Genomic DNA, 24,807 nt, shown 5'->3' with positions numbered 1-24,807 from the left:
GTAACGCGCTGTCCTGGCGCCTCTGCAATGCATGCGGCAGACCGGGCCGGGAAGGAGGGCTGGCATGAGCGATGGCATGAGCGATGGTGCCTTGAGTGCGCTGCAAACAGGCGGCGTGATTGCCTACCCCACCGAAGGCGTGTGGGGCCTGGGTTGTGATCCGCGCAACGAAGCCGCAGTGCTGCGCCTGCTGGCGCTAAAGCAGCGCGAGGTGGCCAAGGGCCTGATCCTGATCGCTGCCAGTGAAGCGCAACTGGCGCCCTATGTCGACATGGCCGCGCTAGACGATGTCCAGCGCGCTGCGGTGCGCGCCAGCTGGCCGGGACCGAACACCTGGATCGTGCCGGCGTCGGCCACTGCGCCGGGTTGGATCACCGGCGCGCACGACGGCATCGCGGTGCGCGTGACCGCGCATCCGGTGGTGCGCGCACTGTGCGATGGATTTGGCGGTGCGCTGGTGTCCACCAGCGCCAACATCGCCAGCGAACCGTCGCCGTGCACGCGCGCCGCGCTCGATCCACGCATCCTTGATGGCGTGGATGCGGTGGCTGATGGGGAGACTTCCGGGCGCTTGCAGCCCAGCACCATCCGGGATGCACGCAGTGGTTTGAGCCTGCGCTGAAACCCGCGCCGAACCAGCGTTTGCGGGCGGGAAAGAAGTTTCTTCTGCAACGAAATTCTGTCCGAAAAAGTCACTTGTTGCAGCGCACAAAATGTGCTTTAGTCGAGTTGTGCACTGCGTCAAGCGGGGAACGACGCCACGCAGTGCGTTCTCCTTTCTCGACATGGACACGACGATGCGGCCCAGCCCGGATCGGGGTCTTCACGACCCCGCAAGCGAACACGACAGCTGTGGGTTTGGACTGATCGCGCAGGTGGATGGCGCGCCGTCGCGGGCAATCGTGGACATGGCACTGGAAGCGCTCGGGCGAATGGCCCATCGCGGTGGCGTTGCGGCCGACGGCCTGTCCGGCGATGGGTGCGGCGTGTTGTTGCACGGTGCGTCGGCGTTCGTGCGCAGGCTGGCCGCGGAGGCGGGTGTCGGCGTTGGGGCGGGTGCCATTGCCGCCGGCAACGTGTTCCTGCCGATTGCGCCGGAAGCGGCGGCGCACTGTCGCGACACGCTGGCGGGTGCATTGGCAGACGAGGGCCTGCGCGTGGCCGGTTGGCGCGTGGTGCCGGTGGATGCATCGGCCTGCGGCCAGCTGGCGCAGGCGTGCCTGCCGCGCATCGAGCAGGTCTTCGTCGAGGCCGAGAATGGCGATGGGGATGCATTTGAACGTGCGCTGTTGCTGGCGCGCAAGCGCGCGGAGCAGCGCCTGCGCGACCACGCGGACTTCCACGTGGTCAGCCTGTCCGCACGCTTGCTTGGCTACAAGGGCATGGTGCTGCCGCACAACCTGCGCCGGCTGTTCCCCGACCTGGCGCACCCGGCGCTGGCTGCGCGCGTGGCGGTCTTTCACCAGCGCTTCTCCACCAACACGCAGCCGCGCTGGCCGCTGGCGCATCCGTTTCGCTACCTGGCGCACAACGGCGAGATCAACAGCATCGAAGGCAACCGCCGCTGGGCGCAGGCACGCAAGGGCGTGTGGAAATCAGCGCTGCTGGACATGAGCGGATTCGAGGATGTCGTGTCGATGCACGGCTCCGACTCGCAGTCGCTGGACAACATGCTGGAGTGGCTGCTGCTGGGCGGCATGGACCTGCCCAAGGCGATGCGCATCCTGATGCCGCCGGCCACCCAGTCGCTGGAATACAAGGATGCCGACCTGGCCGCGTTCTACGAGTATTACGCGATCAATTCCGAACCGTGGGACGGGCCGGCGGGCGTGGTCGCCTGCGACGGCCGCCATGCGGCCTGCACGCTGGACCGCAACGGCCTGCGCCCGGCGCGCTGGACGCTGACCAGCGACGGCGTGTTCGTGATTGCCTCGGAGGCGGGCGTGCTCGACATCGCGCCGGAGCGCGTGCTGGCCAAGGGCAAGCTGGGGCCGGGCGAGATGATCGCGGTGGACCTGGCCGAGGGCCGGTTGCTGGACAACGACGCCATCGACGCGATCAACCGCGCGCGCGCGCCTTACAAGCAATGGCTGAAGCAGGGCATGACCTACCTGCATACCGAGTTGATCGATCCCGCGCTGTGCGACGTGCCCTTCGACGATGCCACCGTGCTGGGGTTCCAGAAGTTGTTCCAGCTCACCCGCGAGGAACTGGAACGGGTGCTGCGGCCGCTTGCCGAAACCGAGCAGGAAGCCATCGGCTCGATGGGCGACGACATTCCGATGGCCGCGATCAGCCAGCGCGTGCGGCCGCTGTATGACTGCTTCCGGCAGGCCTTCGCGCAGGTCACCAACCCGCCCATCGACCCGTTGCGCGAAGCCTGCGTGATGACCCTGTCCACCCAGATCGGGCGCGAAGGCAACCTGTTCCACGACGGGCCGGACAACGTCCACCACGTCCTGCTGAACTCGCCGGTGTTGTCGCAGCGCAAGCTGCATCAGCTGCTCAGCTTGCCGCGATTTGCCGCGTCGTACCGGTACATCGACCTGTATTTCGATGACGGCAGCACGCTTGTCCAGGCGCTGGATCGCATCTGCGCGCAGGCCGAGGAGGCGGCGCGCGCGGGCGATGAACTGCTGGTGCTGTCCGACCGTTGGCCGCGCCGCGGTGCCGCCGCCGTGCACGCGCTGCTGGCGACCGGCGCGGTGCACCAGCACCTGGTGCGGGCAGGCGTGCGCTGCGCTACCAATCTCATCGTGGAAACCGGCACCGCGCGGGACCCGCACCACTTCGCCTGCCTGATCGGCGTTGGCGCCACCGCGGTGTATCCGTATCTGGCGTACCAAACCCTGCACGCGCTGGGCCGGCGCGGCATCCTCGGCGGCAAGACCAGCGGCGAGCCGCTGCAGATTGGCCGCAGCTACCGCCGTGGCGTCAAGAAAGGCCTGCTGAAAATCCTCTCGAAGATGGGCATCGGCAGCATCGCCAGCTATCGCGGCGCCGGCCTGTTCGAGATCGTCGGCCTGAGTGACGAGGTGGTGGCGCGCTGCTTCGACGGCACACCCTCGCGCATCGGCGGCGCGGGCTTCGCGCGGCTGGAAGCGGACGCGCGCGCGCTGGCCGCGCACGGCTGGGACGACGATGCCTTGCCGGAGATCGGCGGCCTGCTGCACTACGTGCACGACGGCGAATACCACCAGTACAACCCGGACGTGGTGCAGTCGCTGCAGCACGCCGTGCTGACCGGCGAGCGTGCCGACTGGAAACGGTATGCCGATCACGTCAACCTGCGCCCGCCGGCCGCACTGCGCGACCTGCTGCGGCTGAAGCCAGCCGCCACGCCGCTGCCGCTGGCGGAGGTGGAGTCGGTGGAATCCATCGTGCGCCGCTTCGACAGCGCGGCGATGAGCCTGGGCGCGCTGTCGCCGGAGGCGCACGAGGCGCTGGCCATCGCGATGAACCGCCTCGGCGGGCGCAGCAATTCCGGCGAGGGCGGCGAAGACCCGGCGCGCAACGGCACCGAGCGACGCAGCAAGATCCGCCAGATCGCGTCCGGCCGATTCGGCGTGACCCCCGACTACCTGATCAACGCCGAGGTGCTGCAGATCAAGCTGGCGCAGGGCGCCAAGCCCGGCGAGGGCGGGCAGTTGCCGGGCAGCAAGGTCAATCCGCTGATCGCGCGGCTGCGCCACGCCAAGCCCGGCATCGGCCTGATCTCGCCGCCGCCGCACCACGACATCTATTCCATCGAAGACCTCGCGCAATTGATTTTCGACCTGCGGCAGGTCAATCCGCAGGCGCTGATCTCGGTGAAGCTGGTGTCGCATGCCGGCGTCGGCACGATTGCCGCCGGCGTCGCCAAGACCGGCGCCGACCTCGTCACCATCGCCGGCCACGACGGCGGCACCGGCGCCAGCCCGCTCGGCTCGGTGCGCTATGCCGGCGTGCCGTGGGAACTGGGCCTGTCCGAAGCGCAACAGGCCCTGCAGGCCAATGCGGTGCGCGGGCGCGTGCTGCTGCAGACCGACGGTGGCCTGAAGACGGGGCTGGACGTGATCAAGGCAGCGCTGCTGGGCGCCGACAGTTTCGGTTTCGGCACCGCGCCGATGATCGTGCTGGGCTGCAAGTATCTGCGCATCTGCCATCTCAACAACTGCGCCACCGGCATGGCGACGCAGGACGAACGCCTGCGCCGCAATCATTTCAAGGGCATGCCGGAGCGGGTGGAATGCTTCTTCCGCAACGTCGCCGAGGACGTGCGCGAGTGGCTGGCGCTGCTGGGCCTGCGCTCGCTGGACGAGGCTGTCGGCCGCACCGACCTGCTGGAGCAGCACCTGCGCGCGACCCGCGAGGACGTGGATGTCGATCTGTCGCGCTTGCTGGCGCGTGATCCGGCACAGGCGCGTGGTTTCTGCGGCACGCCCGCATTGCAAGCGCCGCCGGACGGCCTGGCCGCGCAGCTCGACGCGGCATTGGCCGATGCGATTGCCAGCGGCGCCGGCGGCGCCTTTGTCGGCACCATCCGCAATACCGACCGCAGCATCGGCGCGCGCCTGTCCGGGCGCATCGCCCGCGCCCACGGCAACACCGGGATGAGCGACGCGCCGATCGACGTGCGCCTGAGCGGCAGCGCCGGCCAGAGCTTCGGCGCGTTCAATGCCGGCGGCCTGCAACTGCATTTGCAGGGCGAAGCCAACGATTACGTCGGCAAGGGCATGGCCGGCGGCCGCATCGTCTTGCAGCCGCCAGCGGGCAGCCGTTTCGCGTCGCAGGATGCGCCGATCCTCGGCAACACCTGCCTGTACGGCGCCACCGGCGGCGAGCTGTTTGCGGCCGGCCGCGCCGGCGAGCGCTTCGCGGTGCGCAATTCCGGCGCGGTCGCCGTCGTCGAGGGTGCGGGCGACCACTGCTGCGAATACATGACCGGCGGCGCGGTGGTCGTGCTGGGCCGCACCGGGCTGAATTTCGGCGCCGGCTTCACCGGCGGGCTGGCCTATGTGCTCGACCTCGAACGCGATTTCGTCGATCGCTACAACCACGAGTTGATCGACATCGCCCGCATCACTCCGGAAGGGCTGGACGGCTATCGCCAGCACCTCACCGACTTGATCGACGCGCACGCGCGGCTGACCGGCAGCGCGTGGAGCGCACGCATCCGCGAGAACTTCCGCGACTTCGTCGGCAAGTTCTGGCTGGTCAAGCCGAAGGCGGCCAGCCTCGAAGCCCTGGCCGATGAATTGAAGAGGGCGGCATGATGAGCAAGAAGCATCTCTTCCAGTTCCTCGACTCGCCGCGCGGGATGCCGGCCAAGGTGTCGCTGGCGGAGCGCGTGGCCGGCAGCTTCGACGAGCTGTACGGCCGTTTCGAGCAGGCCGACGCGGCGCACCAGGCGGGACGTTGCCTCGACTGCGGCAACCCGTATTGCGAGTCGAAGTGCCCGGTCCACAATTACATCCCCAACTGGCTGCAGCTGGTGCAGGAAGGCCGCATCATTGAAGCGGCCGCGCTGTGCCACGAAACCAACCCGCTGCCGGAGATGTGCGGGCGGGTGTGCCCGCAGGACCGCCTGTGCGAAGGCGCCTGCACGCTCAACGACGGCTTCGGTGCGGTCACCATCGGCGCGGTGGAGAAATACATCGTCGATGCCGCGTTCGCGCAGGGCTGGCGGCCCGACCTGTCGAAGGTGAAACCCACCGGCAAGCGTGTCGCGGTAATCGGCGCGGGGCCGGCGGGGCTGGCCTGCGCGGACCGGCTGGCGCGCAGCGGCATCGAAGCCACCGTGTTCGACCGCTACGAGCAGATCGGCGGGCTGCTGCAATTCGGCATCCCCAGCTTCAAGCTGGACAAGGCGGTGATCGCCACCCGCCGCGGAGTGCTGGAAGGCATGGGCGTGCGTTTCCGGCTCGGCGTGGACGTGGGCCGCGATATCGCCATCGATGCGTTGCTGCGCGAGTACGACGCGGTGTTCCTCGGGCTTGGTGCGTATCGCTATACCGACGGCGGGTTGCCGGGGCAGGACTTGCAAGGCGTGCTGCCGGCGCTGCCCTTCCTGGTGCAGAACGGTCGCCTCGTCACCGGCAGCGAACCGGCAGGACGACCCATCGCCGGCTGGGAGGATCAGCTCGTGCTGCCCGATCTGTGCGGCAAGCGCGTGGTCGTGCTTGGCGGCGGTGACACCGGCATGGACTGCGTGCGCAGTGCGATCCGGTTGGGTGCGGCCAGCGTCACCTGCGCCTATCGTCGCGACGAGGCCAACATGCCCGGCTCCGCGCGCGAGGTGGCGAATGCGCGCGAGGAGGGCGTGCGGTTCCTGTTCAACCGCCAGCCGCTGGCCATCGAACGCGGCGCGGACGGGGCCGCCAGTGGCGTGCGCGTGGTGGAAACGCGTCTGGCGGAGGCGGATGCCAGCGGTCGTCGCCACGCGGTGGCGATTGCCGGCAGCGAATCGGTCATTGTGGCCGACGTGGTGATCATCGCGTTTGGCTTTTCGCCGCAGGTGCCGGCGTGGTTGCAGGCACTCGGCGTGCAGGCGCAGGCCAACGGTCGCCTGCGGGTGGGTGGCAATGGCCGCCTGCCGTATCAGACCGGCCACGATGCGCTGTTTGCCGGCGGCGACTGCGTGCGCGGCGCCGACCTGGTGGTGACTGCCGTGCAGGAAGGCCGCGACGCCGCGGCCAGCATCGCGCGCATGCTGCGCGGCAAGAAGTCGATTCCGCTGGCATTGAGCGGCGCCTAGCGGTCGCCTGAACACACCGGCGCAGCGGGGTTTCGCCTGCCTGCCATCCGCGCCAAGATAGGGCATGCGTTCGCTCACCCTTCTGCTGGCACTGTGCCTGCTGTCCTTCGGCAGCCCCGCCAGCGCGCAATCGGGCAGCGGCTCGGTCACCGTGTATCGCTGCACCGATGCGGCGGGCAAGGTGAGCCTGGGCAGCCTGCCCTGCGCGGCAGGCCAGGCGCAGGTGGTGCGCGAGATGCAGCGACCACAGGCACCGCCGCCGCAGGCGCCCGCGCCGCCACCCGCGCCGCCGCGGCAGGCTGCGCCGGTGGTGGTGGAGAACACCGTGTACCTGGCGCCGCCGCGCCCGATGTACGAATGCATCACGCCCGACGGCAAGCGCTATGCCAGCGACGACGGCCGCGGCAACCCGCGCTGGGTGCCGCTGTGGACGCTCGGTTATCCGGCGCTGCGGCCCAGCGCCGTGCCGGGCCGCAACATCGGCAACCCGGACGCGGAGATGCATCTCCATCGGCGCGACGTGAACTGGCCGGTTGCCACGGGTGGCGGCACGTGGGTGCGCGACGATTGCGCCATGCTGCCGCCGCGCGAGGCCTGCGCGCGCCTGCGTGATCGCCGCTCGGACATCCGCACCCGTTTCTTCAATGCACAGGAAAAGGAGCGCGATGTGTTGCGCAACGAAGAGCGCGGCATCAACGCGCGCCTCGACAACGACTGCGGGGGGCGCTGAGATGCTGAATCGACGCGTGATCGTGCTGCTGCTCCTGTGCTTGCCGTGGAGCGTGCGCGCGCAGGAAACCGTGTTCTACAAGTGCACCGATGCCAAGGGCAACGTGTCGATGCAGAACGGCACGCCCTGCGCGCCCGGGATGAAGCAGGAAATCCGCCGCATCGGCGACGTGAAGGTGGTGCCGGTGCCGGCCGCAAAACCGCCCGCCGCCGCGGCGCCCGCCGCACAGCCGCAGTACGGTGAGTTCGTGCTGGTCGGTGGCCCGTCCACGCAGCGCAAGCCGGCGCCGGAAGCCGCGGCCCTGCCGGCGCCCCCGGCGCTGTTCCAGTGCCGCACCTGGGAAGGGGATACCTACTACGGCGAAACCGCCACGCCGGAACCGCGCTGCGTGCCGCTGCAGGTGCTGGGCATCGATGGCAGCGCGGCGATGGGCATGGGGCAGGCCTGCGAAATGAAACATGACGCGTGCACCGAAGTCCCTGACGCGCAGCTGTGCGCGGCGTGGTATCGGCAGTTGGACGAGGCCGACTTCAAGCAGCGCTATGCCAGCGCCGACGAGCGCGACCAGCGCCAGCGTGCATTCGAGGCCATCGACGCGAAGATCAGGGCCAGCCATTGCGCGCTGGCGGCACCCGCCGCGCCGCCGCCGGGCACGCCGGCACCCGCGCGCGTGCCGTAAGCTTCCGGCTGACTTGCAGTGATGGGCAACAATGGATAGCGGTGGTCTGGAGCTTGCACTGGTGTTCCTGCTGGCAGCGGTGCTGGCCGTTCCCGTGTTCAAGCGGATCGGGCTTGGCGCGGTGCTGGCCTATCTGGTCACCGGCGTGTTGCTGGGCCCGCACGCGTTGGCGCTGGTGCGCGATCCCGGGCGGGTGCTGGCGGCCAGCGAAATCGGCGTGGTGATGCTGTTGTTCGTGATCGGCCTGGAGCTGTCGCTGCCGCGCCTGAAGCTGATGCGGCGCCCGATATTCGTGGCGGGCGGCCTGCAGGTGCTGCTTACCGGAACCGTGTTGGGCGGGCTGGCGATGCTGCTCGGGTTGGGCTGGAAGGCGGCGCTGGTGATTGGCCTGGGGCTGGCGCTGTCGTCCACGGCGGTGGGCTTGCAGCTGTTGTCGGAACGCAAAGAGCTGGCGACCGAACATGGCCGGCTGGCCTTTGCCATGCTGCTGTTCCAGGATCTGGCCGCCATTCCGTTGCTGGCCGCGATTCCGCTGCTGGGCAAGGCCAAGAGCGCGGGGCTGGAGTGGGACGACGTGCTGCGCGCGGTCGCGGTGATCGCCGCGCTGGTGGTGGGCGGGCGCTACCTGCTGCGGCATCTGTTCCGGGTGATCGCGCGCACCGACATCCCCGAAGTGTTTACCGGTGCTGCGTTGCTGGTGGTGATGGGCAGCGCCTGGTTGATGCAACTGGTGGGGTTGAGCGCAGGCCTGGGCGCGTTCCTGGCCGGCGTATTGCTGGCCGAATCCGAGTACCGGCACGAGCTGGAGTCGCAGATCAAGCCGTTCGAAGGCCTGCTGTTGGGCTTGTTCTTCATGGCCGTCGGCATGGGCATCGACGTGCATCGGGTGGTCAACGAACCGCTGCTGATCGGCGCCGGCGTAGTGACGCTGCTGCTGGTCAAGTCCGCGCTGCTGTTCGCGCTGGGCCTGCGGCCGGGGCGGCTGGCGCCGCGTGGCGCGGTGCTGCTGGCGGGGGTGCTGGCCCTGGGCGGCGAATTCGCGTTCGTGGTGTTCGGCGAGGCGGCCAAAGCCAGGCTGCTGGATATCGCCACCCGCGACCGCTTGATCGCCATCGTGGGTTTGTCGATGGCGATCACGCCGCTGTTGCTGTTGGTTGCCTCGAAGCTGCTGCCGCGCGCGACCAGCGCGCAGGAGCGCGAGTACGACGCCATCCCCGACCGCCAGCCGCAGGTGCTGGTGGCAGGCTTCGGGCGCTTCGGGCAGATCGTGGCGCGCCTGCTGCGCGCCCAGGGCATCCCGTTCATCGCCGTCGATCCCGACATCGAACAGGTCAACCTGTCGCGCCAGATCGGCACCGACCAGATTTATTACGGCGACCCCACCCGGCTGGCGCTGCTGCGCTCGGCGGGTGCGGCGCAGGTGAAGGTGTTCGTGGTCGCGATCAACGGTGTCGAGGCCAGCCTGCGGATGGTGCGGCTGGTGCGCAAGCACTACCCGCAGGCGCGGGTGTTTGCGCGCGCGCGTGATCGTCGGCATGCCTGGCAGCTGGTTGACCTGGGCGCGGAAGCGCTGCGCGAAACCTATGCCAGCAGCCTGGAAATGGGGCGCGACGTGCTGGTGGCGCTGGGCATGGCGCGTGGGCAGGCGGACCAACATGCGCGCCGGTTTCGCGAATGGGATGAGTCGCTGCTGGAGTCGCAGCGCCTGCTGCAGGACGACGAAGACGCGCTGCTGCAGGCCACCCGGGACGCGCGGCGCGAGCTGGACGGATTGTTCGATGCCGATGCCGGCGCCATGCCGCCGGCAGCGGGCCCGGTGGGGTAGGCGGCGCGTCTGCTATTCGCGCAGAAAGCGGGCCAGCGAAACATTGGGTGCTGGCGATGCGGCGGGCGCGGCCAGCAGGGCGGCGATGTCCATGTAGCCGCGCATCTGCGCCACCTCGCGCGGGGTGCGGCCGGCGTTGTCACGCACGTCCGGGTTGGCGCCTGCGCGCAGCAGGTCTTCCGCCACCAGCTGCAGGCCATGCAGCGCGGCCAGGTGCAGCGGCCCGTAGCCGCGCGCATCGCGGACATCCAGCTGCACGTCCTCATCCAGCAGCCGGTCCAGCGCCGCCAGCAGCACGTCTTCACTGACCGGGGTGCCGGGTTCGGAGCGTGCGCCCAGCAGCAGCAGCAGCGGGGTCAGGCCGTTGCCCGCGCTGCGGTGCGGGTCGGCGCCGGCCAGCAGCAAGGCATCCAGCAGTGCCACCTGGCGGGTGCGGTCGCGTGCGGTGAAGCCATACAACGCGGCGCAATGCAGCGGGGTCAGGCCCTGGGCGTCGGCGGCATGCAGGTCGGCGCCGGCTTGCAGCAGGCGTGACACCAGTTCCGGCAGGCCCAGCGCGGCGGCCAGCATCAGCACCGTGACGTCGCCCGGCAGGCGCTGCTCCAGCCCGCTGCCGGCCTTCAACAGAAGGTCGACGATGTCCAGGTGGCGCATGCTGACCGCGGCGGACAGCGCGGTGGCGCCGGTCTGTGCGGCGCGACCGGGGTCGGCGCCGCTGCGCAGCAGAAAATCGACCAGCGCGCGATGGCCGCCGCCAGCGGCGCGCAGCAGCGCGGTGCAGCCCTGGCTGTCGGTGGCGTCCACCGGCAGGCCCAGCGCCAGTAGCCGGCGCACGGCATCCAGATCGCCGGCGATGGCGGCAGCGGGCACGTCGGTGGCAACCAGCGGGCGGTGCGGCAGCCGCCAGTCGCGCCAGTCCAGCCAGTCGGCCTGGCTGCGGCGACCGCACGCAAGGGCGATGCCCAGCGGGGTCAGGCCATCGGCTGCGCGACGGTCGGGCGCGGCGCCATGCATCACCAGCAACTTCAAGGTGTCCTCGTCGCCTTGGGTCGCGGCCACGTGCAGGGCGCCCATGCCGCGCGCGTCGCAGCTGTCGGGGTTGGCGCCGAGTGCCAGCAGGCGTTGCAGCAGCGGGCGCCAGCCCAGGCGCGCGGCCAGCACGACCGGCGCATCGCCAGCCGGCGACGGGCCGAAGGGGTCCGCGCCGCGCTCCAGCAGTTCGATCGCAAACGCCTGCGCTCGGACATTGGCGGAGGTGCAGGCCGCCAGGAAGCGGGCCAGCCCGCCCGCGCCGGCCGGTGATGCCGCAGACGCAAACAGCACCCGCAGGGTGTCGATGCCGGCTTCGCCACGCGCCAGGGCGGCCTGTACCGGCGAGGGCGCGCCACCGCCGGACGCCTCGGCATCGGCGCCCTGGCGCAGCAGCCAGGCCACCCGCGCGGGCGCGGCGGCGACCTCGGCATCGCCCAGCAGGACATCGAAGTCATGCGGCTCCAGCAGCGTTGCCAGCGCGTCCAGCTGCGCTGCGGTACTGCCATCCAGCAGCGATTCACGCAGCAGCAGTTGCGGCGGCCGTTCCAGCCGCGCGCCATCGTCCTCGGCCAGTGCGACCGGCAGTGCGCGCTGGGGATCCAGCACCGCCACCAGCGTCCAGCGCCCCGCCGCGATGGTCAGGTCGAGTGAGCTGCGGCCTTGCGCGTCTTCCGCATGCGGGTCCAGCCCCAGCGCCAGCAGGTCGCGCAACAGCTCGATGGAAGGCGCTTCGGCGGTGCATGCCAAGTGCAGGGCGTTGCTGCCCTCGCCATCGCAGGCGCGCAAGTCGGCATCCGCCGCCAGCAGGCGTTCCAGTACCGGCAGTGCGCCGACGCGCACGGCCTCCAGCAGAGGCGTGCGGCCCTTGGCGTCCCGCGCGTTGACCTGTGCACCGGCGTCCAGCAGGGCCTGCGCGATCTCCGGATGGCCGGCGGCCGCGGCTTCGTGCAGGGCACTGCGGCCCTGGGCGTCGAGCGCATTCACGCGCGCCTTGTGTCGCAGCAGCAACTGCACCCCCGCGACATCGTCGTCCTCGCAGGCGGCGGCGCACAGCAGCACCGGCTGCCCGCCCTCGGGCTCGGGTTTGGCGCCGCGTTCCAGCAGGAAGCGGGCCAGCCGCCAGTTGCTGCAGGCGCAGGCGCTGCCCAGCGGGGAAATGCCTTCGTGATTGAGCGCGTCCACGCCCGCGCCGGCATCGCGCAGCAGCGCGGCCACGCCGGGATCGGAGCTGCGTGCCGCATGGTGCAGCGGGGTGTTGCCTTCGGCATCGGCCAGCCGCGGATCGGCGCCATTGGCCAGCAAGGTCATCACTGCCTCCGGGCGGCCGTGCCAACTGTCGCGGGTGGCAGCCAGCAGCGGGCTCATGCCCGCCTGCGTCGCGTTCACGTCCACCCCGCGCTCGATCAATGCACGCAGCAGGCGCAGGTCCGGCAACACCGCCGCGAGCATCGGCAGGCTGCGGCGGTCGCGGGCGTCGGCTTCGGGCAAGGCCATGGGGTTGGCGCCCGCTTCCAGCAGTGCCAGCGCACGCTCCACCCGACCGTTGCGCGCGGCTGCGTAAAGCTCGCGGTCCAGCGCCGCGGTGTCGGCGACGGTTGCGGCCTGGATTGTGGCGATGGGCGCAGCATCCGTCGCCGGCGCCATGTTGCTGATGGGCGCTGCGAACAACTCGGGCAGGGGGGCGGCGGCCGGGTCGTCCGCCTCCATTTCCACCACCGGCAGCCCATGCAGCCGGGGCTGGGCTTCGGCCGATTGCAGTACTGCATGCGCCAGCGGCAACAGGCCGGCGTAGGCGATGCAGGCAAGCAGCCGCGCGGTGCCGGCCAGCAGGCCCGGCCACGCCAGCAACAGCCCGCCCAGCAGCAGGCAGAAAACGGGAAAAGCCACCAGCAGCAACCCTGACCATGCCTGGCGATCCGGCACCCGTTGCCCAATGCGCCGCGCGTGCGCGCCACCGCCCAGGCATTCCAGCCGCTGCCATTCCGGCCACTGCCACCACAGCAGCGACAGCAGCAGCCCGGCCATCGCGCTCAACAGCAGTGCGTGGCCAAGGCCGGGGTCTGCCAGCAGGCGGCTGAGCGGCCAGGCCAGCAGCACTGCCGCAGCGAAGACGCCACCGCCCCAGCGCAGCGCCAACCGGCCGGCATCGGCCGCCAATCCGCGCGCGTCGCGACTGCCGCGCAGCAGCGCCACGCCCAGCGCGGCGGGAATCTGCGCCAGCCCGGCAAACGCGGCGGCCGCGCCGAGGTCGAACCAGCACGCGCCCGCCAGCAGCAGGCCCAGCGCCAGCCATGCGCTGCCGCGAGCAGGAGCGCGCTCAGGCATCGGTGCCCCAGTCGTCGGTCATCGGGTCCTGCATCGTCGGCGGGAACTGCACGTGGAAGCCGCGCGTCATCAGGTTGGTGCGCACCACGTCGACATCGACGCGGGCCAGCTTGCGTTCCGCCGTCAATGCCACCTCCAGCACGAACTGCAAGGCTCCGAGTTGCGCGCGCAGCGGTTCGGGCAGCAGCGCGGGATCATCGCGGCTGGCGAGATAGACGTAGGTGTCGGCCTTTTTCAGGCTCTTGTAAACGAAGGCGAGCATCGCGAGCCGGAGGGGTCGTGTTGCGGGAACAATCACGGATTGTGCGGTAAAGCACGCTGTGGCGGAACCGTTGGCGGGACATTCGGCACAAGCGCCGTGAACGCGGACTGCTAACCTTCCGCCTTTGGTCTGCTAGGGAGCGCCCCATGCGCCTTGTTTCGCTTGCGTTTGCACTGCTCATCAGCCTCTCGGCCGCGCGCGCGGCCGAGCCGATCACGTTGACGCAGGCGATGGCCGACCCGGACTGGATTGGCCCGCAAGTGGAAGGCGCCTGGTGGCGTTGGGACAGCCAGGCCGCGCAATTCCTGCTGAAGCGGAAGGGGGAAAGCGTTCGCGATACCTGGCAGGTCGCCCTGGATGGCAGCGCAGCGACGGCATTGGGGGACGGCGCGCGCGCCAACCTGGACGCCGGCGATGCGGTGTATGCCGCCGATGGCAGCCGCAGCGCATTCGTGCGCAGCGGAAACGTGTTCGTGCGCGACCTGCGCAGCGGCGTGCTGCGCCAGCTGACCCGCGACAACCAGTCGGCGTCGGGGCTGAAGTGGAGCCCGGACGGCGGCCTGGTCTGGTCGGTGGCGAACACCTGGTATCGCTGGAATGACGGCGTGGTCGCCGTCGCCGCGCAATTGGTGGCCGATGATGCACCGGGCACGCCGCCCAAGGCGGACGACCTGCGCGATCGCCAGCTGCGCCTGGTCGAGACCCTGCGCAACGACCGCGCCCAGCGCGATGCGGCGCGCGTGCAGGGCGACGCCTGGCGCAAGGCCGATCCCACGCGGGCGCCGGCGCCGGTGTATCTGGGCAAGGGCGTCGAGATTGCGGGTTCCGTGCTGTCGCCGGACGGTCGCTGGCTGCTGGTGGTCACCAGCGAGAAAGGCGCCAGTGCGGGCCAGGGCGGCAAGATGCCGAAGTACGTCACCGAATCCGGCTATGAAGAGTTCGAGGACGTGCGCACCCGCGTGGGCCACAACGCGCCTGTCCCGCAGGCGCTGTGGCTGGCCGAGGTGGCCACCGGCAAGGTGCGCGAATTGAAGTTCGATGCGCTGCCCGGGATTGCGGTGGACCCGCTGGCGGCGCTGCGCAAGGCGGCGGGCAAGGATCCGCTGAAGGGCAATCGCGCGCTGCAGGTGGGCGATCTGGCGTGGGCTGACGATGGCGGCAACGCCGCAGTGATGCTGCGCGCGATCGACAACAAGGATCGCTGGATCGCCAGCATCGACCTGGCCGGCGCCACGCTGCAGCCGCGTCATCGGCTGCACGATGATGCCTGGATCAACTGGAGCTTCAACGACTTCGGCTGGCTGCCGGATGGCAAGACCCTGTGGTACCTGAGTGAGGAAAGCGGTTACTCGCACCTGTACACGCTGAACGGCGCACACCGCAGCCAGCTCACCGATGGCAAGTGGGAAACCTCGCAGGTATTGCCTGCCCGCGACGGCAGCGCGTTCTATTTCCTGTGCAATCGCGCCGCACCCGGCGACTACGAAGTGTGCAAGGTGCCCGCGCACGGCGGCGAGGTGCGCGAACTGACGGCGCTCGATGGCGTGGAGAATTTCCTGCCATCGCCGGACGGCAGGAAATTGCTGGTGCGGCATTCCTCTGCATATGTTCCGCCGCAGCTGTCGGTGGTGGATGCCAACGGCGGCGCGGCCAGGCCGCTGACCGACACGCGCACCGCCGAGTACAAGGCGCGCGCCTGGATCATGCCGCAGATCGTGCAGGTGCCCAGCAAGCACGGTGCCGGCAGCATCTGGGGCAAGCTCTATGCGCCGGCCACGATGCAGGCGGGCCGCACCTATCCGATCGTGATGTTCGTGCACGGCGCCGGCTACCTGCAGAACGTCAGCGCGCGCTACCCGAACTACTTCCGCGAGCAGATGTTCCACAACCTGCTGGTGAATGAGGGATACATCGTGCTGGACCTCGACTACCGCGCCAGCGAAGGCTACGGGCGCGACTGGCGCACCGCGATCTACCGCTGGATGGGAAAGCCGGAACTGGAAGACTATCTGGACGGCCTGGACTGGCTGGTGGAACACAAGCAGGGCGATCGCGCCCGTGCCGGCATCTACGGCGGCAGCTACGGCGGCTTCATGACCTACGTCGCACTGTTCAAGGCGCCCGGCGTGTTCAAGGCCGGCGCCGCGCTGCGCCCGGTGGCCGACTGGTCGCAATACAACCACGAGTACACCTCCAACGTCCTCAACACCCCGGAGCTGGACCCGGAGGCCTACAAGCGCTCATCGCCGATCGAGTATGCCGACGGCCTGCAAGACCGCCTGCTGATCGCGCAGGGCATGATCGACGACAACGTGTTCTTCAAGGACTCGGTGATGATGGCCCAGAAGCTGATCGAGCTGCGCAAGGACCAGTGGGAACTCGCGCCCTATCCGCTGGAGCGCCATGGCTTCACCCATCCCGACAGCTGGTACGACGAATATCGCCGCATCCATGCGCTGTTCGAGCGGACGCTGAAGTAAGGATTCGCCGGACGTTGCCCATGCTCCGCATCACCAACCTCAAGCTGCCGCTGGATCACGACGAAGCCGCGCTGTCTGCGGCCGTGACTGCACGGCTGGGCATCGCTGCCGGCGACCTGGCCGGCTGCACCGTCGCCAAGCGCAGCCACGATGCGCGCAAGCGCGGTGCGATCGCGCTGATCTACGCGCTGGACGTGGACACCCCGCGCGAAGCCGAGCTGCTGCAGCGCTTTGCCGATGACCCGCACGTGCAGCCCGCGCCGGACACCGAGTACCGCCTGGTGGGGAAGGCGCCGGCGCAGCTCCAGCATCGCCCGCTGGTGATCGGTTTCGGCCCGTGCGGGTTGTTCACGGGCTTGATCCTGGCGCAGATGGGCTTTCGCCCGATCATCCTGGAGCGCGGCAAGGCGGTGCGCGAACGCACCAGGGACACCTGGGACCTGTGGCGCAAGCGCAACCTGCACCCGGAGTCGAACGTGCAGTTCGGCGAGGGCGGCGCCGGCACGTTTTCCGACGGCAAGCTGTACAGCCAGATCCGCGACCCGCTGCACCACGGCCGCAAGGTGCTGACCGAGTTCGTCAAGGCCGGCGCGCCGGAGGAAATCCTCTACGTCAGCAAGCCGCACATCGGCACCTTCCGGCTGGTGTCGATGGTGGAGAACATGCGCGCCACCATCGAAGCGCTGGGCGGTGAAATCCGTTTCGGCCAGCGCGTCGATGACCTGCTGATCGACGTCACGCCCAGCGGCGAACGCCGCGTGCGCGGGGTGACCCTGGCCAGCGGCGAACAGCTTCGTTCCGATCATGTGGTGCTGGCGCTGGGGCATAGCGCGCGCGACACCTTCGAGATGTTGCATGCGCGCGGCGTGCATCTCGATGCCAAGCCGTTCTCGATCGGCTTCCGCATCGAACATCCGCAGTCGGTGATCGATCGTGCCCGCTTCGGCCCGCAAGCCGGCCATCCGGTGCTGGGCGCGGCCGACTACAAACTGGTGCATCACTGCACAGGCAGGCACGCCGGCAGCGGCCGCTCGGTGTACAGCTTCTGCATGTGCCCCGGTGGCACCGTGGTGGCCGCGACCAGCGAGCCGCATCGCGTGGTCACCAACGGCATGAGCCAATACTCGCGCAACGAACGCAATGCGAATGCGGCCATCGTGGTCGGCATCGCGCCCGCCGACTTCGCCGCGTTCGACGCCAGCGGCGGCGTGCTGGCCGGCATCGCCCTGCAACGCGCACTGGAAAGCCATGCCTATGTGCTGGGCGGCGAGAACTACAGCGCGCCGGCGCAGTTGGTGGGCGATTTCCTCGCCGGTCGCGCTTCGCGCCAATTCGGCGAGGTGCAGCCGTCGTACAAGCCCGGCATTGCCCTGGGCAGCCTCGACAGCGCGCTTCCCGACTACGCGATCGCCGCGATCCGCGAGGCACTGCCGGCATTCGACCGGCAGATTCGCGGCTACGCGATGCACGACGCGATCCTGACCGGCGTGGAGACCCGCACCTCGTCACCGGTGCGGATCACCCGCGACGACGGCCTGCAAAGCCTCAACACGCGCGGCCTGTTCCCGGCCGGCGAAGGCGCGGGCTACGCCGGCGGCATCCTGTCTGCGGGCGTCGATGGCATCAAGATTGCCGAAGCGGTGGCGCGCAGCATTCTCAATGGCGATTGATGCGCTGTCCTCAGCGCTCCAGAATCGCCACCACACCCATTCCGCCGGCGGTGCAGATGCTGATCAGGCAGCGGCCGCCGCCGCGCTGTTTCAATTCCTTTGCAGCCGTCGCCACGATGCGCGCTCCGGTGGCGGCGAATGGATGGCCGGTCGCCAGCGATGACCCGTTCGGATTGAGTTTGGCCGGGTCGATGCGGCCCAGCGGGGCGTCCAGGCCGAGGCGGGTCTTGCAGTAGTCCTCGCTTTCCCACGCGCGCAGGGTGCACAGCACCTGCGCGGCGAAGGCTTCGTGGATTTCGTAGAAGTCGAAGTCCTGCAGGCGCAGATTGTTGCGCTTGAGCATCTCCGCCACCGCCACGGTCGGCGCCATCAGCAGGCCTTCGCCGTGCACGAAATCGACTGCGGCAGACTGCGCGTCGCGCAGGTGGCAGAGCACTTCGTGGCCGTGCTGCGCGGCCCAGGCGTCGGTGGACAGCAGGCAGGCGGCCGCGCCGTCGGTGAGCGGGGTGGAGTTGCCGGCTGTCAGGGTGCCGTGCCCGGAGGTCTTGTCGAAGGCGGGCTTCAGCGTGGCCAGCTTTTCGATGCTGCTGTCGGGGCGCAGGATGTTGTCGCGCGACACGCCGCGGAAGCTCACCACCAGGTTGTCGAAAAAGCCGCGCGCATACGCGGCGGCCAGCTTGTGGTGCGAGGCGACCGCCAGTTCATCCTGCGAATCGCGCGGAATGTTCCATTCGCGCGCCATGTCTTCGCAATGCTGGCCCATCGACTTGCCGGTGCGCGGCTCGGCCACGCCGGGGAAGTCCGGCTTCAATTCGGACAGGCGAAAGCCCTTGAACGCCGCCAGCTTCTTCCCGAAGGTCTTGGCCGCTGCGGCTTTCAGCAGGCGCTGGCGCAGGGTCTTGCCGTACACGATCGGCACGTCGGAGGTGGTGTCGGAGCCGCCGCCGATGCCGGCTTCGATCTGCCCCGTCGCAATCTTGCCGGCGATGTGGACGATGGTGTCCAGCGAGGTGCCGCAAGCGCGCTGCAGGGTGATGCCGGGGGTCAGCGGCGACAGGCCCGACGACAGCGCGGCCTCGCGGCCGAGGTTCCAGTCGCTGGAGTGCTTGATCACCGCGCCCATCGCCACTTCGCCCAGCTGCTGCCCGTGCAGGCCGAATTTCTCGACCAGCGCGCCCAGCGTGCGCACCGACATGCCGAGATTGCCGACGTCGGCATAGGCCGTGTTCTGCCGGCAGAAAGGAATGCGGACACCGCCCAGGATGGCGACAGGACGACCGTGTTGCATGGCTTCACCTCGGAGATGCACCTGCGGTGCGGGCATAATGGTTGGGTCGAGTGTAGCGCCGCCCTTCCGAGTCGAAACTCCACATGTCCTTCACCGCTCCCGAACTTGCCGTGTTTCGCGGCTTCATTGCCATCGAATTGCGCGACGGCGAATTGCCGGAGCGCGCCGCGCTGTCGGCCGCCAGTGCCGGGGAAGTGGCGGCCCTGCTGGGGCGCGACCTCGCCAAGCTGGCCGCCGACGTGATGGCCTGCGATCTTGCGCTGATGGCCGCGCATTTCGACCCCGCCGAGGCGCTGCGCCCCGCGTGGCCACTGCACCAGCGCGTATTGGAGCTGCTCCAGCGTGCGCCCGGCCAGGCACAGGGGCCGCGCGCCATCGGCTTCGGTGCCGATGCGCAAGGGCAACTGCCGCCACCGATGCAGGCCGATGCTTCACTGGCCGGCGGTGGCCTGCGGGTGATGCCGTTCGTGCTGCGTGGCGACGCGGTCGGCACGGCTGGCGAAGTCCTGGAAGACCTGCTGTTCGATCGCGGCATGGCCGAAGCGGATATCGCGCTGGCCTTGCAGGACGGCCTGGGCGCGCGCGTCGAACACATCCGCTACCTGAGCCTGCACGACCTGCTGGCGATGATCGCGATGCAATACCAGAACGTGGGCATGGACGCGCTGTGGTCGCTGCTGGATGCCGCGCTGCTGGAGCCGGACACGGAGTTCCTGCTGGATGCGCCGCCAGAGCCGCTGGTGCGTTATGCCAGCGGTGAAATTCGCATCGCCCTGCTGGACCCCGCTGCGTGGCAGCAGCGCAACGCGCCAGACGACACCGACCGCGATCGGCTGGAGCGCGGTTTCGCCGGCTTCCAGATGCGCCAGCGCCAGTACGCCGCCGTGCTGCAGGCGCACGGCCTGCCGGTGAATTTCGTGCACTGTGCCGATGGCAATGCGGCGTGTTTGCGCTGAGCCGCAGGTCGCGCACAAGGCTCAATTCACGATCTTGATCACCCCGCACGCCACCCGCGCACCGGCATTGCCGGCCGGCTGGCTGCTGTAGTCGTCTGCCGCAGCGTGCACCACGATCGCGCGGCCGGCGATGTCGTTGGCGGCGCCGCCGCCCAGGCTGACCCCGGAGATATGCGCGTCCACGCGGGCCACGCCGTTGGCGTCGGCGACCAGGTTGTCGCTGTCGCCGGCATGGTGCGCACCGTGGCCGGCGCGGCCGTGTGACTGCGCGCCGGGATTGAAGTGGCCGCCGGCGCTGCTGGCATCGACCGCGCTGCAATCGCCCTTCTCGTGGATATGGAAGCCGTGTTGGCCGCCCGGCTGCAGGCCACCGATGTCGCCCGTGACGTGCACGCCGTCGCCCATCGGCGCCAGCGTCAGCCGGCCGCTGACCAGGGTGCCGGAGGCGGAGGCAAGATTGGCGATGGCCTGCTTCGCGGTACTGGGATTGTGTGCGGCTGCGCTGGGCGCGCGGGCGGAGGGTGCCTGCGGTGGCGCGCTGGCGCAGGCGGCGAGCGTGGCGGCGGCGGCAAGGGCGAGGGCGGCGTGGGACAACGGCTTCATGGGGAGTCTCCCTTTGCGTGGAGGGGCACTATGCCGGTGGCGAGCTTCAGCAGGCATGAAGAGGCGTCAGTAGGCATGAAGAGGCGTCAGTGGCGCTTGCGCGAGGAACCGAGCTTGCGGGTGACGGTATTGCGCGACAGCCCCAGCAGCGCGGCTGCTTCGCTGCGATGCCCGCCGCACTGCGCCAGCGCGACCTCCAGCAGGGTGCGATCCAGCAGGGCGCGCGCCTGCGCGTGCAGCTCCGGTGCGGCGGCCGCCAGTTGCTGACGCACCCAATCCGACAGGGCCCGCGTCCAATCGGCGGATGCGGCCTGCGGCGCGCCCGGATCGGCAGATCCCGCCCATGCCAGGGTCAGGTCAGCCGCGGTGATGGTGTCCCCGGGCGCCAGTGCCGCCAATCGCCAGCACACGTTCTCCAGCTCGCGCACGTTGCCGGGCCAGGCGTGTTCGCGCAGGCGATCCAGTGCCGCCGCGGACACCGTTTTCGCCGGCAGCTCCAGCTTGCGCGCGGCATGCGCGAGGAAGCGCGCGGCCAGCTGAGCGATGTCCTCGCGGCGCTCGCGCAGCGGCGGCAGGTGCAAGCGCACCACGTCGAGGCGATGCAGCAGGTCGGCGCGGAAACGGCCCTGTTCGACCAGCATTTCCAGCGGCTGGTGGGTAGCGGCGATGACGCGCACATCGACGCGGATCAGCTCGCGCCCGCCGACGCGGAAGAATTCGCCCTCGGCCAGCACGCGCAGCAGGCGGGTTTGCAGCGCCGCCGGCATGTCGCCGATTTCATCCAGGAACAGCGTGCCGCCATCGGCCTGCTCGAAGCGGCCGATGTGGCGCCTGGAAGCACCGGTGAACGCGCCGGCCTCGTGGCCGAACAGTTCCGATTCCAGCAGCTCGGCGGGGATGGCGGCGGTGTTCAGGGCCACGAAAGGTCGCTGCGCGCGCGGCGATTCGCGGTGCAGCGCGCGCGCCACCAGTTCCTTTCCGGTGCCGGTTTCGCCGGTGACCAGCACCGACAGCGGCACCTGCGCCAGCCGGCCGATGGCGCGGAACAGGGCGCGCATCGGCGGCGCCTGGCCGATCAGCGCCTGCACCGGTTCGGGCGTCGCCGCTGCCGGCGCGCGCGTGGCTGCGTTGCGCTCGGGCAGGGAGCGCTGCACCAGCGCGACGGCCTCGTCCATGTCGAACGGTTTGGACAGGAATTCCTGCGCGCCGCCGCGGAACGCGCCGGCGGTGCTGGCCACGTCGGTATGCGCCGACATCACGATCACCGGCAGCTGCGGGTGTGCGGCCTTGAGCCGCTCCAGCAGCACCAGCCCGCTGTCGCCGGGCATGCGCACATCGGTCAGCAGCAGGTCGGGCATGCGGCCGGCCGCCAGCGCGGCCAGCACTTCCGCGCTGTCTGCAAAAGCGGTGACCCGGTAGCCGCCTTCGCTGAGCGCGGCGGCCAGCACGAAGCGCACCGAGCGATCGTCATCGACCACCCAGATCTGCGCCGGATCAGTCATTGCCTGCCTCCTCGTCCGCTGCCAGCGGCAGCAGCAGGGTGAACACGGTGTGCCCAGGCCGCGAGCGCCAGGTCAGCGCGCCACGATGCTCGCGCGCCACCTGCTGGGCCAGCGCCAATCCCAGCCCGGTGCCATCGGCGCGGCCGCTGACCAGCGGCAGCAGCAGGTGCTCGGCCAGCTCCGGCGGCACACCGCGGCCGTCATCCACCACTTCCAGCCGCAGCGCCAGCGCCGGCAAGGCTTCGCCGATACGCGCGCCGTGTTCGGCGCGGGTGCGCAGCGTCACGCTGCCAGCGCCGGCTTCGATGGCGTTGCGCACCAGGTTCCAGATTGCCTGCGAAAGCCGGTCGGCGTCGCCGGGGAACTCCGGCAGCGACGGGTCGTAGTCGCGCTGCAACTGCACCGCCCAGCCGGCGTCGCTCTCGGCCAGGCGCAGCACGCGCTCCAGCACCGCGTGGATGTTGAGCGGCGCGAACGCCTGCGGCGGGGCCGGGTTGAGCAGGCCGTCCACCAGCGCGGACAGCCGCTGCACTTCACTTTCGATGATCCCGGTCAGCTCGCGCGCATCGGCATCCACGCGCCGCGCCAGCAGTTGCGCCGCGCCCTTGATGCCCAGCAGCGGATTGCGCAATTCATGCGCCAGCCCCTTCAGCGAGGCGCTCAACGCCGACGGCAACAGCTGCGCGGGGTCGGTGCCGGGGAACTCGTCGACCGGGTGCGCTTCCAGCCACAGGCCGTCTTCGACGGGCGTCAGCCACACCTCGGCGAAGCGCAACGCCTCGCTGCCGGGCAGCGCCAGCCCGACCCGGCGCAGGCGCACCGGGGCATCCTGTGGCAGCGCCAGACGCGTGGCCAACTGAGTGCCCTCACGCTCCAGCGCGGCGGCGTGCAGGCCTGGCAGGCGCCGGCGACTGACCCCGAGCCAGCGCGCCATCGCGCCATTGGCGAACGTCACCATTCCCTGCACGTCCAGTCGCAGCAGTGGCGTGCTGAGTGCGTCGAGCGTGCTGGTGGCGGGGGCAAGATCCATTTGCACTAATCTAGTGCAAATGGCCGGGAAGCGGCAGGTGCGCCCGGTTCAGGGCGTGTGGTCGCTCCACACGCCGTCCACCCGCCGCTGCATGCCAAACGGATTGGCATCGCGCAGGTCGGGGGGCAGGCGGTCATCGCGCACGTTGTCGAAGCTCTGCCACTGCGCGAAGCGATGAATCGCGCCCGGCATGCCCACCGAGGTGAAGCCGGCGTGGCTGGTGCTGGGATACGGCCCGCCGTGCTGCATGGCCGGGCTGACCGCGACGCCGGTGGGCCATTTGCCGTCGATCAGCCGGCCCACGCGCGGGCGCAGGGCGGCGGCGATGCGGCGCCAGGCGACATCGTCGCTGCCGTCGCTGGCAGCGAACAGCGAGCCGGTGAGGTTGCCGTCGAAGGCGTGGGCGAGCGCCACCGCTTCGTTCTCGTCGCGGTAGCGCAGCAGCAGCGAGACCGGGCCGAACGCTTCCCGCTGCAACGCCTGCGCGTTGGCGAGGAAGGCGGCGCCATCCGCTGCCAGCAGCGTGGGTGCGTAGCGGAAGCCGGGGCCCCCGGCCTGCGCCTTGCCCGCCTCCACCCGTGCGCCGGCGGCGCGCAGCGCCTGCACGGCATCGGCCAGGTGCCGCTGCACGCCCTGCGAGAACAGCACCATCGGTGCGGCGGCCTCGAACTTTTCTGCCGCGCACGCGACGAACGCATCGCCATCCGCGCCGGCCGGCACCAGCACGATGCCCGGATTGGTGCAGAACTGGCCGCTGCCCATCGTGCAGGAGGCGAAAAACTCCTGCGCCAGCGTCGCGCCGCGTTCACGCAGCGCGCCCGGCAGCAGGAACACCGGATTCACGCTGGACATCTCGGCAAAGATCGGGATGCCTGCGGCATCGGCTGCCGCTTTCAATGCAAGCCCGGCAGTACGGCTGCCGGTAAACCCGATCGCGCCGAACCGGCGATCACCGGCGAGGCGCAGGCCCAGCGCGGGCTCGATGTCGTACAGCAGTTGCACGCTGGCTGCCGGCAGCCCGCAGGCCACCGCAGCATCGTGCGCCAGCGCCGCCAGCAGTCTGCTGGTGGCAGGGTGCGAGGGGTGCGCCTTGGCGATGACCGGGTTGCGCGCGGCGATGGCGGAAGCGAAATCACTGCCGGCCACCGCGTTGAACGCGAACGGGAAGTTGTTGGGGCCGAACACCAGCACCGGCTTGTGCAGCGGCGCGAAGTGGGCGCGCAGGCCGGCCTTGGTGTCGATGACCGGCTGCGTCCACGCATAATCGCGCACCGCCTGCGCGGCCTGCCGCAGTTGGCCGCTGGTGCGCGGCAGTTCGACCTCGGCCAGGCGTGGCGAGATGGGCAAGCCGGTCTCCGCGTGCGCGGTGGCGACAAGCTCGTCTTTCGTCGCGTCGATGGCGTCGGCATAGGCGTCGAGGAAATCGGCGATGTGCGCGGGCTCCGTTGCCGCCAGCGCATCGGCGGCCTGCGCAGCCGACACCACCGCCAGTTCGACGTCGTCCGCGCCGGAGCGCGGGAACGCCGGGCCGATGGCCTCGCCGGTGGCCGGGTCCAGCGCGCGGAAGCTGCCCGTCGCGTCGATCGGCGCGCGCCATTCGCCGGCGATCAGTACCTGTTCCATATCACCCACCATTGCTCGCAGGATTCCGGTTCGTCATCCCCGCGAAGGCGGGCATGACGAGCAAAC

15 protein-coding genes and 2 pseudogenes are annotated in these 24,807 nt (G+C 69.9%); 9 read left to right on the top strand and 8 right to left on the bottom strand.

Going from position 1 to position 24,807, the window contains the following annotated elements:
* Nucleotides 1-64: 64 nt before the first annotated feature.
* The 6 genes from tsaC (at nt 65) to LIW09_RS12150 (ending at nt 9,970) form a co-directional block, all read left to right on the top strand.
* Nucleotides 65-622 carry an L-threonylcarbamoyladenylate synthase type 1 TsaC gene (gene tsaC / locus LIW09_RS12175; protein ID WP_256645866.1) on the top strand — a complete coding sequence of 186 codons (558 nt, stop codon included), beginning with the start codon at nt 65-67 and terminating at the stop codon, nt 620-622.
* Between the two features lie 175 nt (nt 623-797).
* The gene (gene gltB / locus LIW09_RS12170) at nt 798-5,255 is read left to right on the top strand and encodes a glutamate synthase large subunit (protein WP_256645865.1); all 4,458 of its coding nucleotides are present in this window, start codon (nt 798-800) and stop codon (nt 5,253-5,255) included.
* On the top strand, nt 5,255-6,736 hold the full coding sequence (locus tag LIW09_RS12165) for an FAD-dependent oxidoreductase (RefSeq protein WP_256645864.1): 1,482 nt from the start codon (nt 5,255-5,257) through the stop codon (nt 6,734-6,736). The genes gltB and LIW09_RS12165 overlap by 1 nt, the downstream gene beginning before the upstream one ends.
* Nucleotides 6,737-6,800: 64 nt before the next feature.
* Nucleotides 6,801-7,466 carry a DUF4124 domain-containing protein gene (locus LIW09_RS12160; protein ID WP_256645863.1) on the top strand — a complete coding sequence of 222 codons (666 nt, stop codon included), beginning with the start codon at nt 6,801-6,803 and terminating at the stop codon, nt 7,464-7,466.
* A 1-nt stretch (nt 7,467) separates the two neighbouring features.
* Nucleotides 7,468-8,145 carry a DUF4124 domain-containing protein gene (locus LIW09_RS12155; RefSeq protein WP_256645862.1) on the top strand — a complete coding sequence of 226 codons (678 nt, stop codon included), beginning with the start codon at nt 7,468-7,470 and terminating at the stop codon, nt 8,143-8,145.
* Between the two features lie 31 nt (nt 8,146-8,176).
* Nucleotides 8,177-9,970 (top strand): monovalent cation:proton antiporter-2 (CPA2) family protein, encoded by a 1,794-nt coding sequence (locus LIW09_RS12150; protein ID WP_256645861.1) that lies wholly within the window; start codon nt 8,177-8,179, stop codon nt 9,968-9,970.
* 12 nt (nt 9,971-9,982) lie between these two features.
* Here the strand turns inward: LIW09_RS12150 and LIW09_RS12725 are convergent.
* The 3 genes and pseudogenes from LIW09_RS12725 to LIW09_RS12140 all read right to left on the bottom strand — a co-directional run.
* Nucleotides 9,983-11,206 (bottom strand): annotated as a pseudogene (locus tag LIW09_RS12725) (ankyrin repeat domain-containing protein); the annotation flags it as partial.
* A gap of 111 nt (nt 11,207-11,317) precedes the next feature.
* Nucleotides 11,318-12,568 (bottom strand): annotated as a pseudogene (locus LIW09_RS12720) (ankyrin repeat domain-containing protein); the annotation flags it as partial.
* 751 nt (nt 12,569-13,319) lie between these two features.
* A complete protein-coding gene (locus LIW09_RS12140; protein WP_256645859.1) occupies nt 13,320-13,589 on the bottom strand; it encodes a YcgL domain-containing protein in 270 nt (89 codons plus the stop codon).
* 146 nt (nt 13,590-13,735) lie between these two features.
* Here LIW09_RS12140 and LIW09_RS12135 point away from each other — a divergent pair, with 146 nt between their 5' ends.
* Nucleotides 13,736-16,069: a S9 family peptidase gene (locus LIW09_RS12135; protein ID WP_256645858.1), complete on the top strand. Its 2,334-nt coding sequence runs from the start codon at nt 13,736-13,738 to the stop codon at nt 16,067-16,069.
* 20 nt (nt 16,070-16,089) lie between these two features.
* On the top strand, nt 16,090-17,739 hold the full coding sequence (locus LIW09_RS12130; protein WP_256645857.1) for an NAD(P)/FAD-dependent oxidoreductase: 1,650 nt from the start codon (nt 16,090-16,092) through the stop codon (nt 17,737-17,739).
* Between the two features lie 10 nt (nt 17,740-17,749).
* Here LIW09_RS12130 and LIW09_RS12125 read toward each other — a convergent pair whose 3' ends face one another.
* Nucleotides 17,750-19,027, bottom strand: coding sequence for an acetyl-CoA C-acetyltransferase (locus tag LIW09_RS12125; RefSeq protein ID WP_256645856.1), 1,278 nt, complete (start codon nt 19,025-19,027; stop codon nt 17,750-17,752).
* A gap of 83 nt (nt 19,028-19,110) precedes the next feature.
* On the opposite strand from LIW09_RS12125, the gene LIW09_RS12120 reads away from it, so the two are divergent.
* Entirely contained in the window at nt 19,111-19,983 is an 873-nt protein-coding gene (locus LIW09_RS12120; protein ID WP_256645855.1) for a hypothetical protein, read from the top strand.
* Between the two features lie 21 nt (nt 19,984-20,004).
* On the opposite strand, the gene LIW09_RS12115 is transcribed toward LIW09_RS12120, so the two are convergent.
* The 4 genes from LIW09_RS12115 to LIW09_RS12100 form a co-directional block, all read right to left on the bottom strand.
* Entirely contained in the window at nt 20,005-20,586 is a 582-nt protein-coding gene (locus tag LIW09_RS12115) for a superoxide dismutase family protein (protein WP_256645854.1), read from the bottom strand.
* Nucleotides 20,587-20,672: 86 nt separating this feature from the next.
* Nucleotides 20,673-22,088: a nitrogen regulation protein NR(I) gene (gene ntrC / locus LIW09_RS12110; protein ID WP_256645853.1), complete on the bottom strand. Its 1,416-nt coding sequence runs from the start codon at nt 22,086-22,088 to the stop codon at nt 20,673-20,675.
* The gene (locus LIW09_RS12105; RefSeq protein WP_256645852.1) at nt 22,081-23,118 is read right to left on the bottom strand and encodes a two-component system sensor histidine kinase NtrB; all 1,038 of its coding nucleotides are present in this window, start codon (nt 23,116-23,118) and stop codon (nt 22,081-22,083) included. The genes ntrC and LIW09_RS12105 overlap by 8 nt, the downstream gene beginning before the upstream one ends.
* 48 nt (nt 23,119-23,166) lie before the next feature.
* Complete coding sequence (locus LIW09_RS12100; protein ID WP_256645851.1) at nt 23,167-24,753, bottom strand: aldehyde dehydrogenase family protein; 1,587 nt, start codon at nt 24,751-24,753, stop codon at nt 23,167-23,169.
* Between the last annotated feature and the right edge of the window lie 54 nt (nt 24,754-24,807).

The organism is Thermomonas paludicola (assembly GCF_024498955.1).
GTDB lineage: Bacteria > Pseudomonadota > Gammaproteobacteria > Xanthomonadales > Xanthomonadaceae > Thermomonas > Thermomonas paludicola.
Note: the sequence above shows the minus strand (reverse complement) of the source record. Positions and strands in the feature narration are given on the sequence as shown.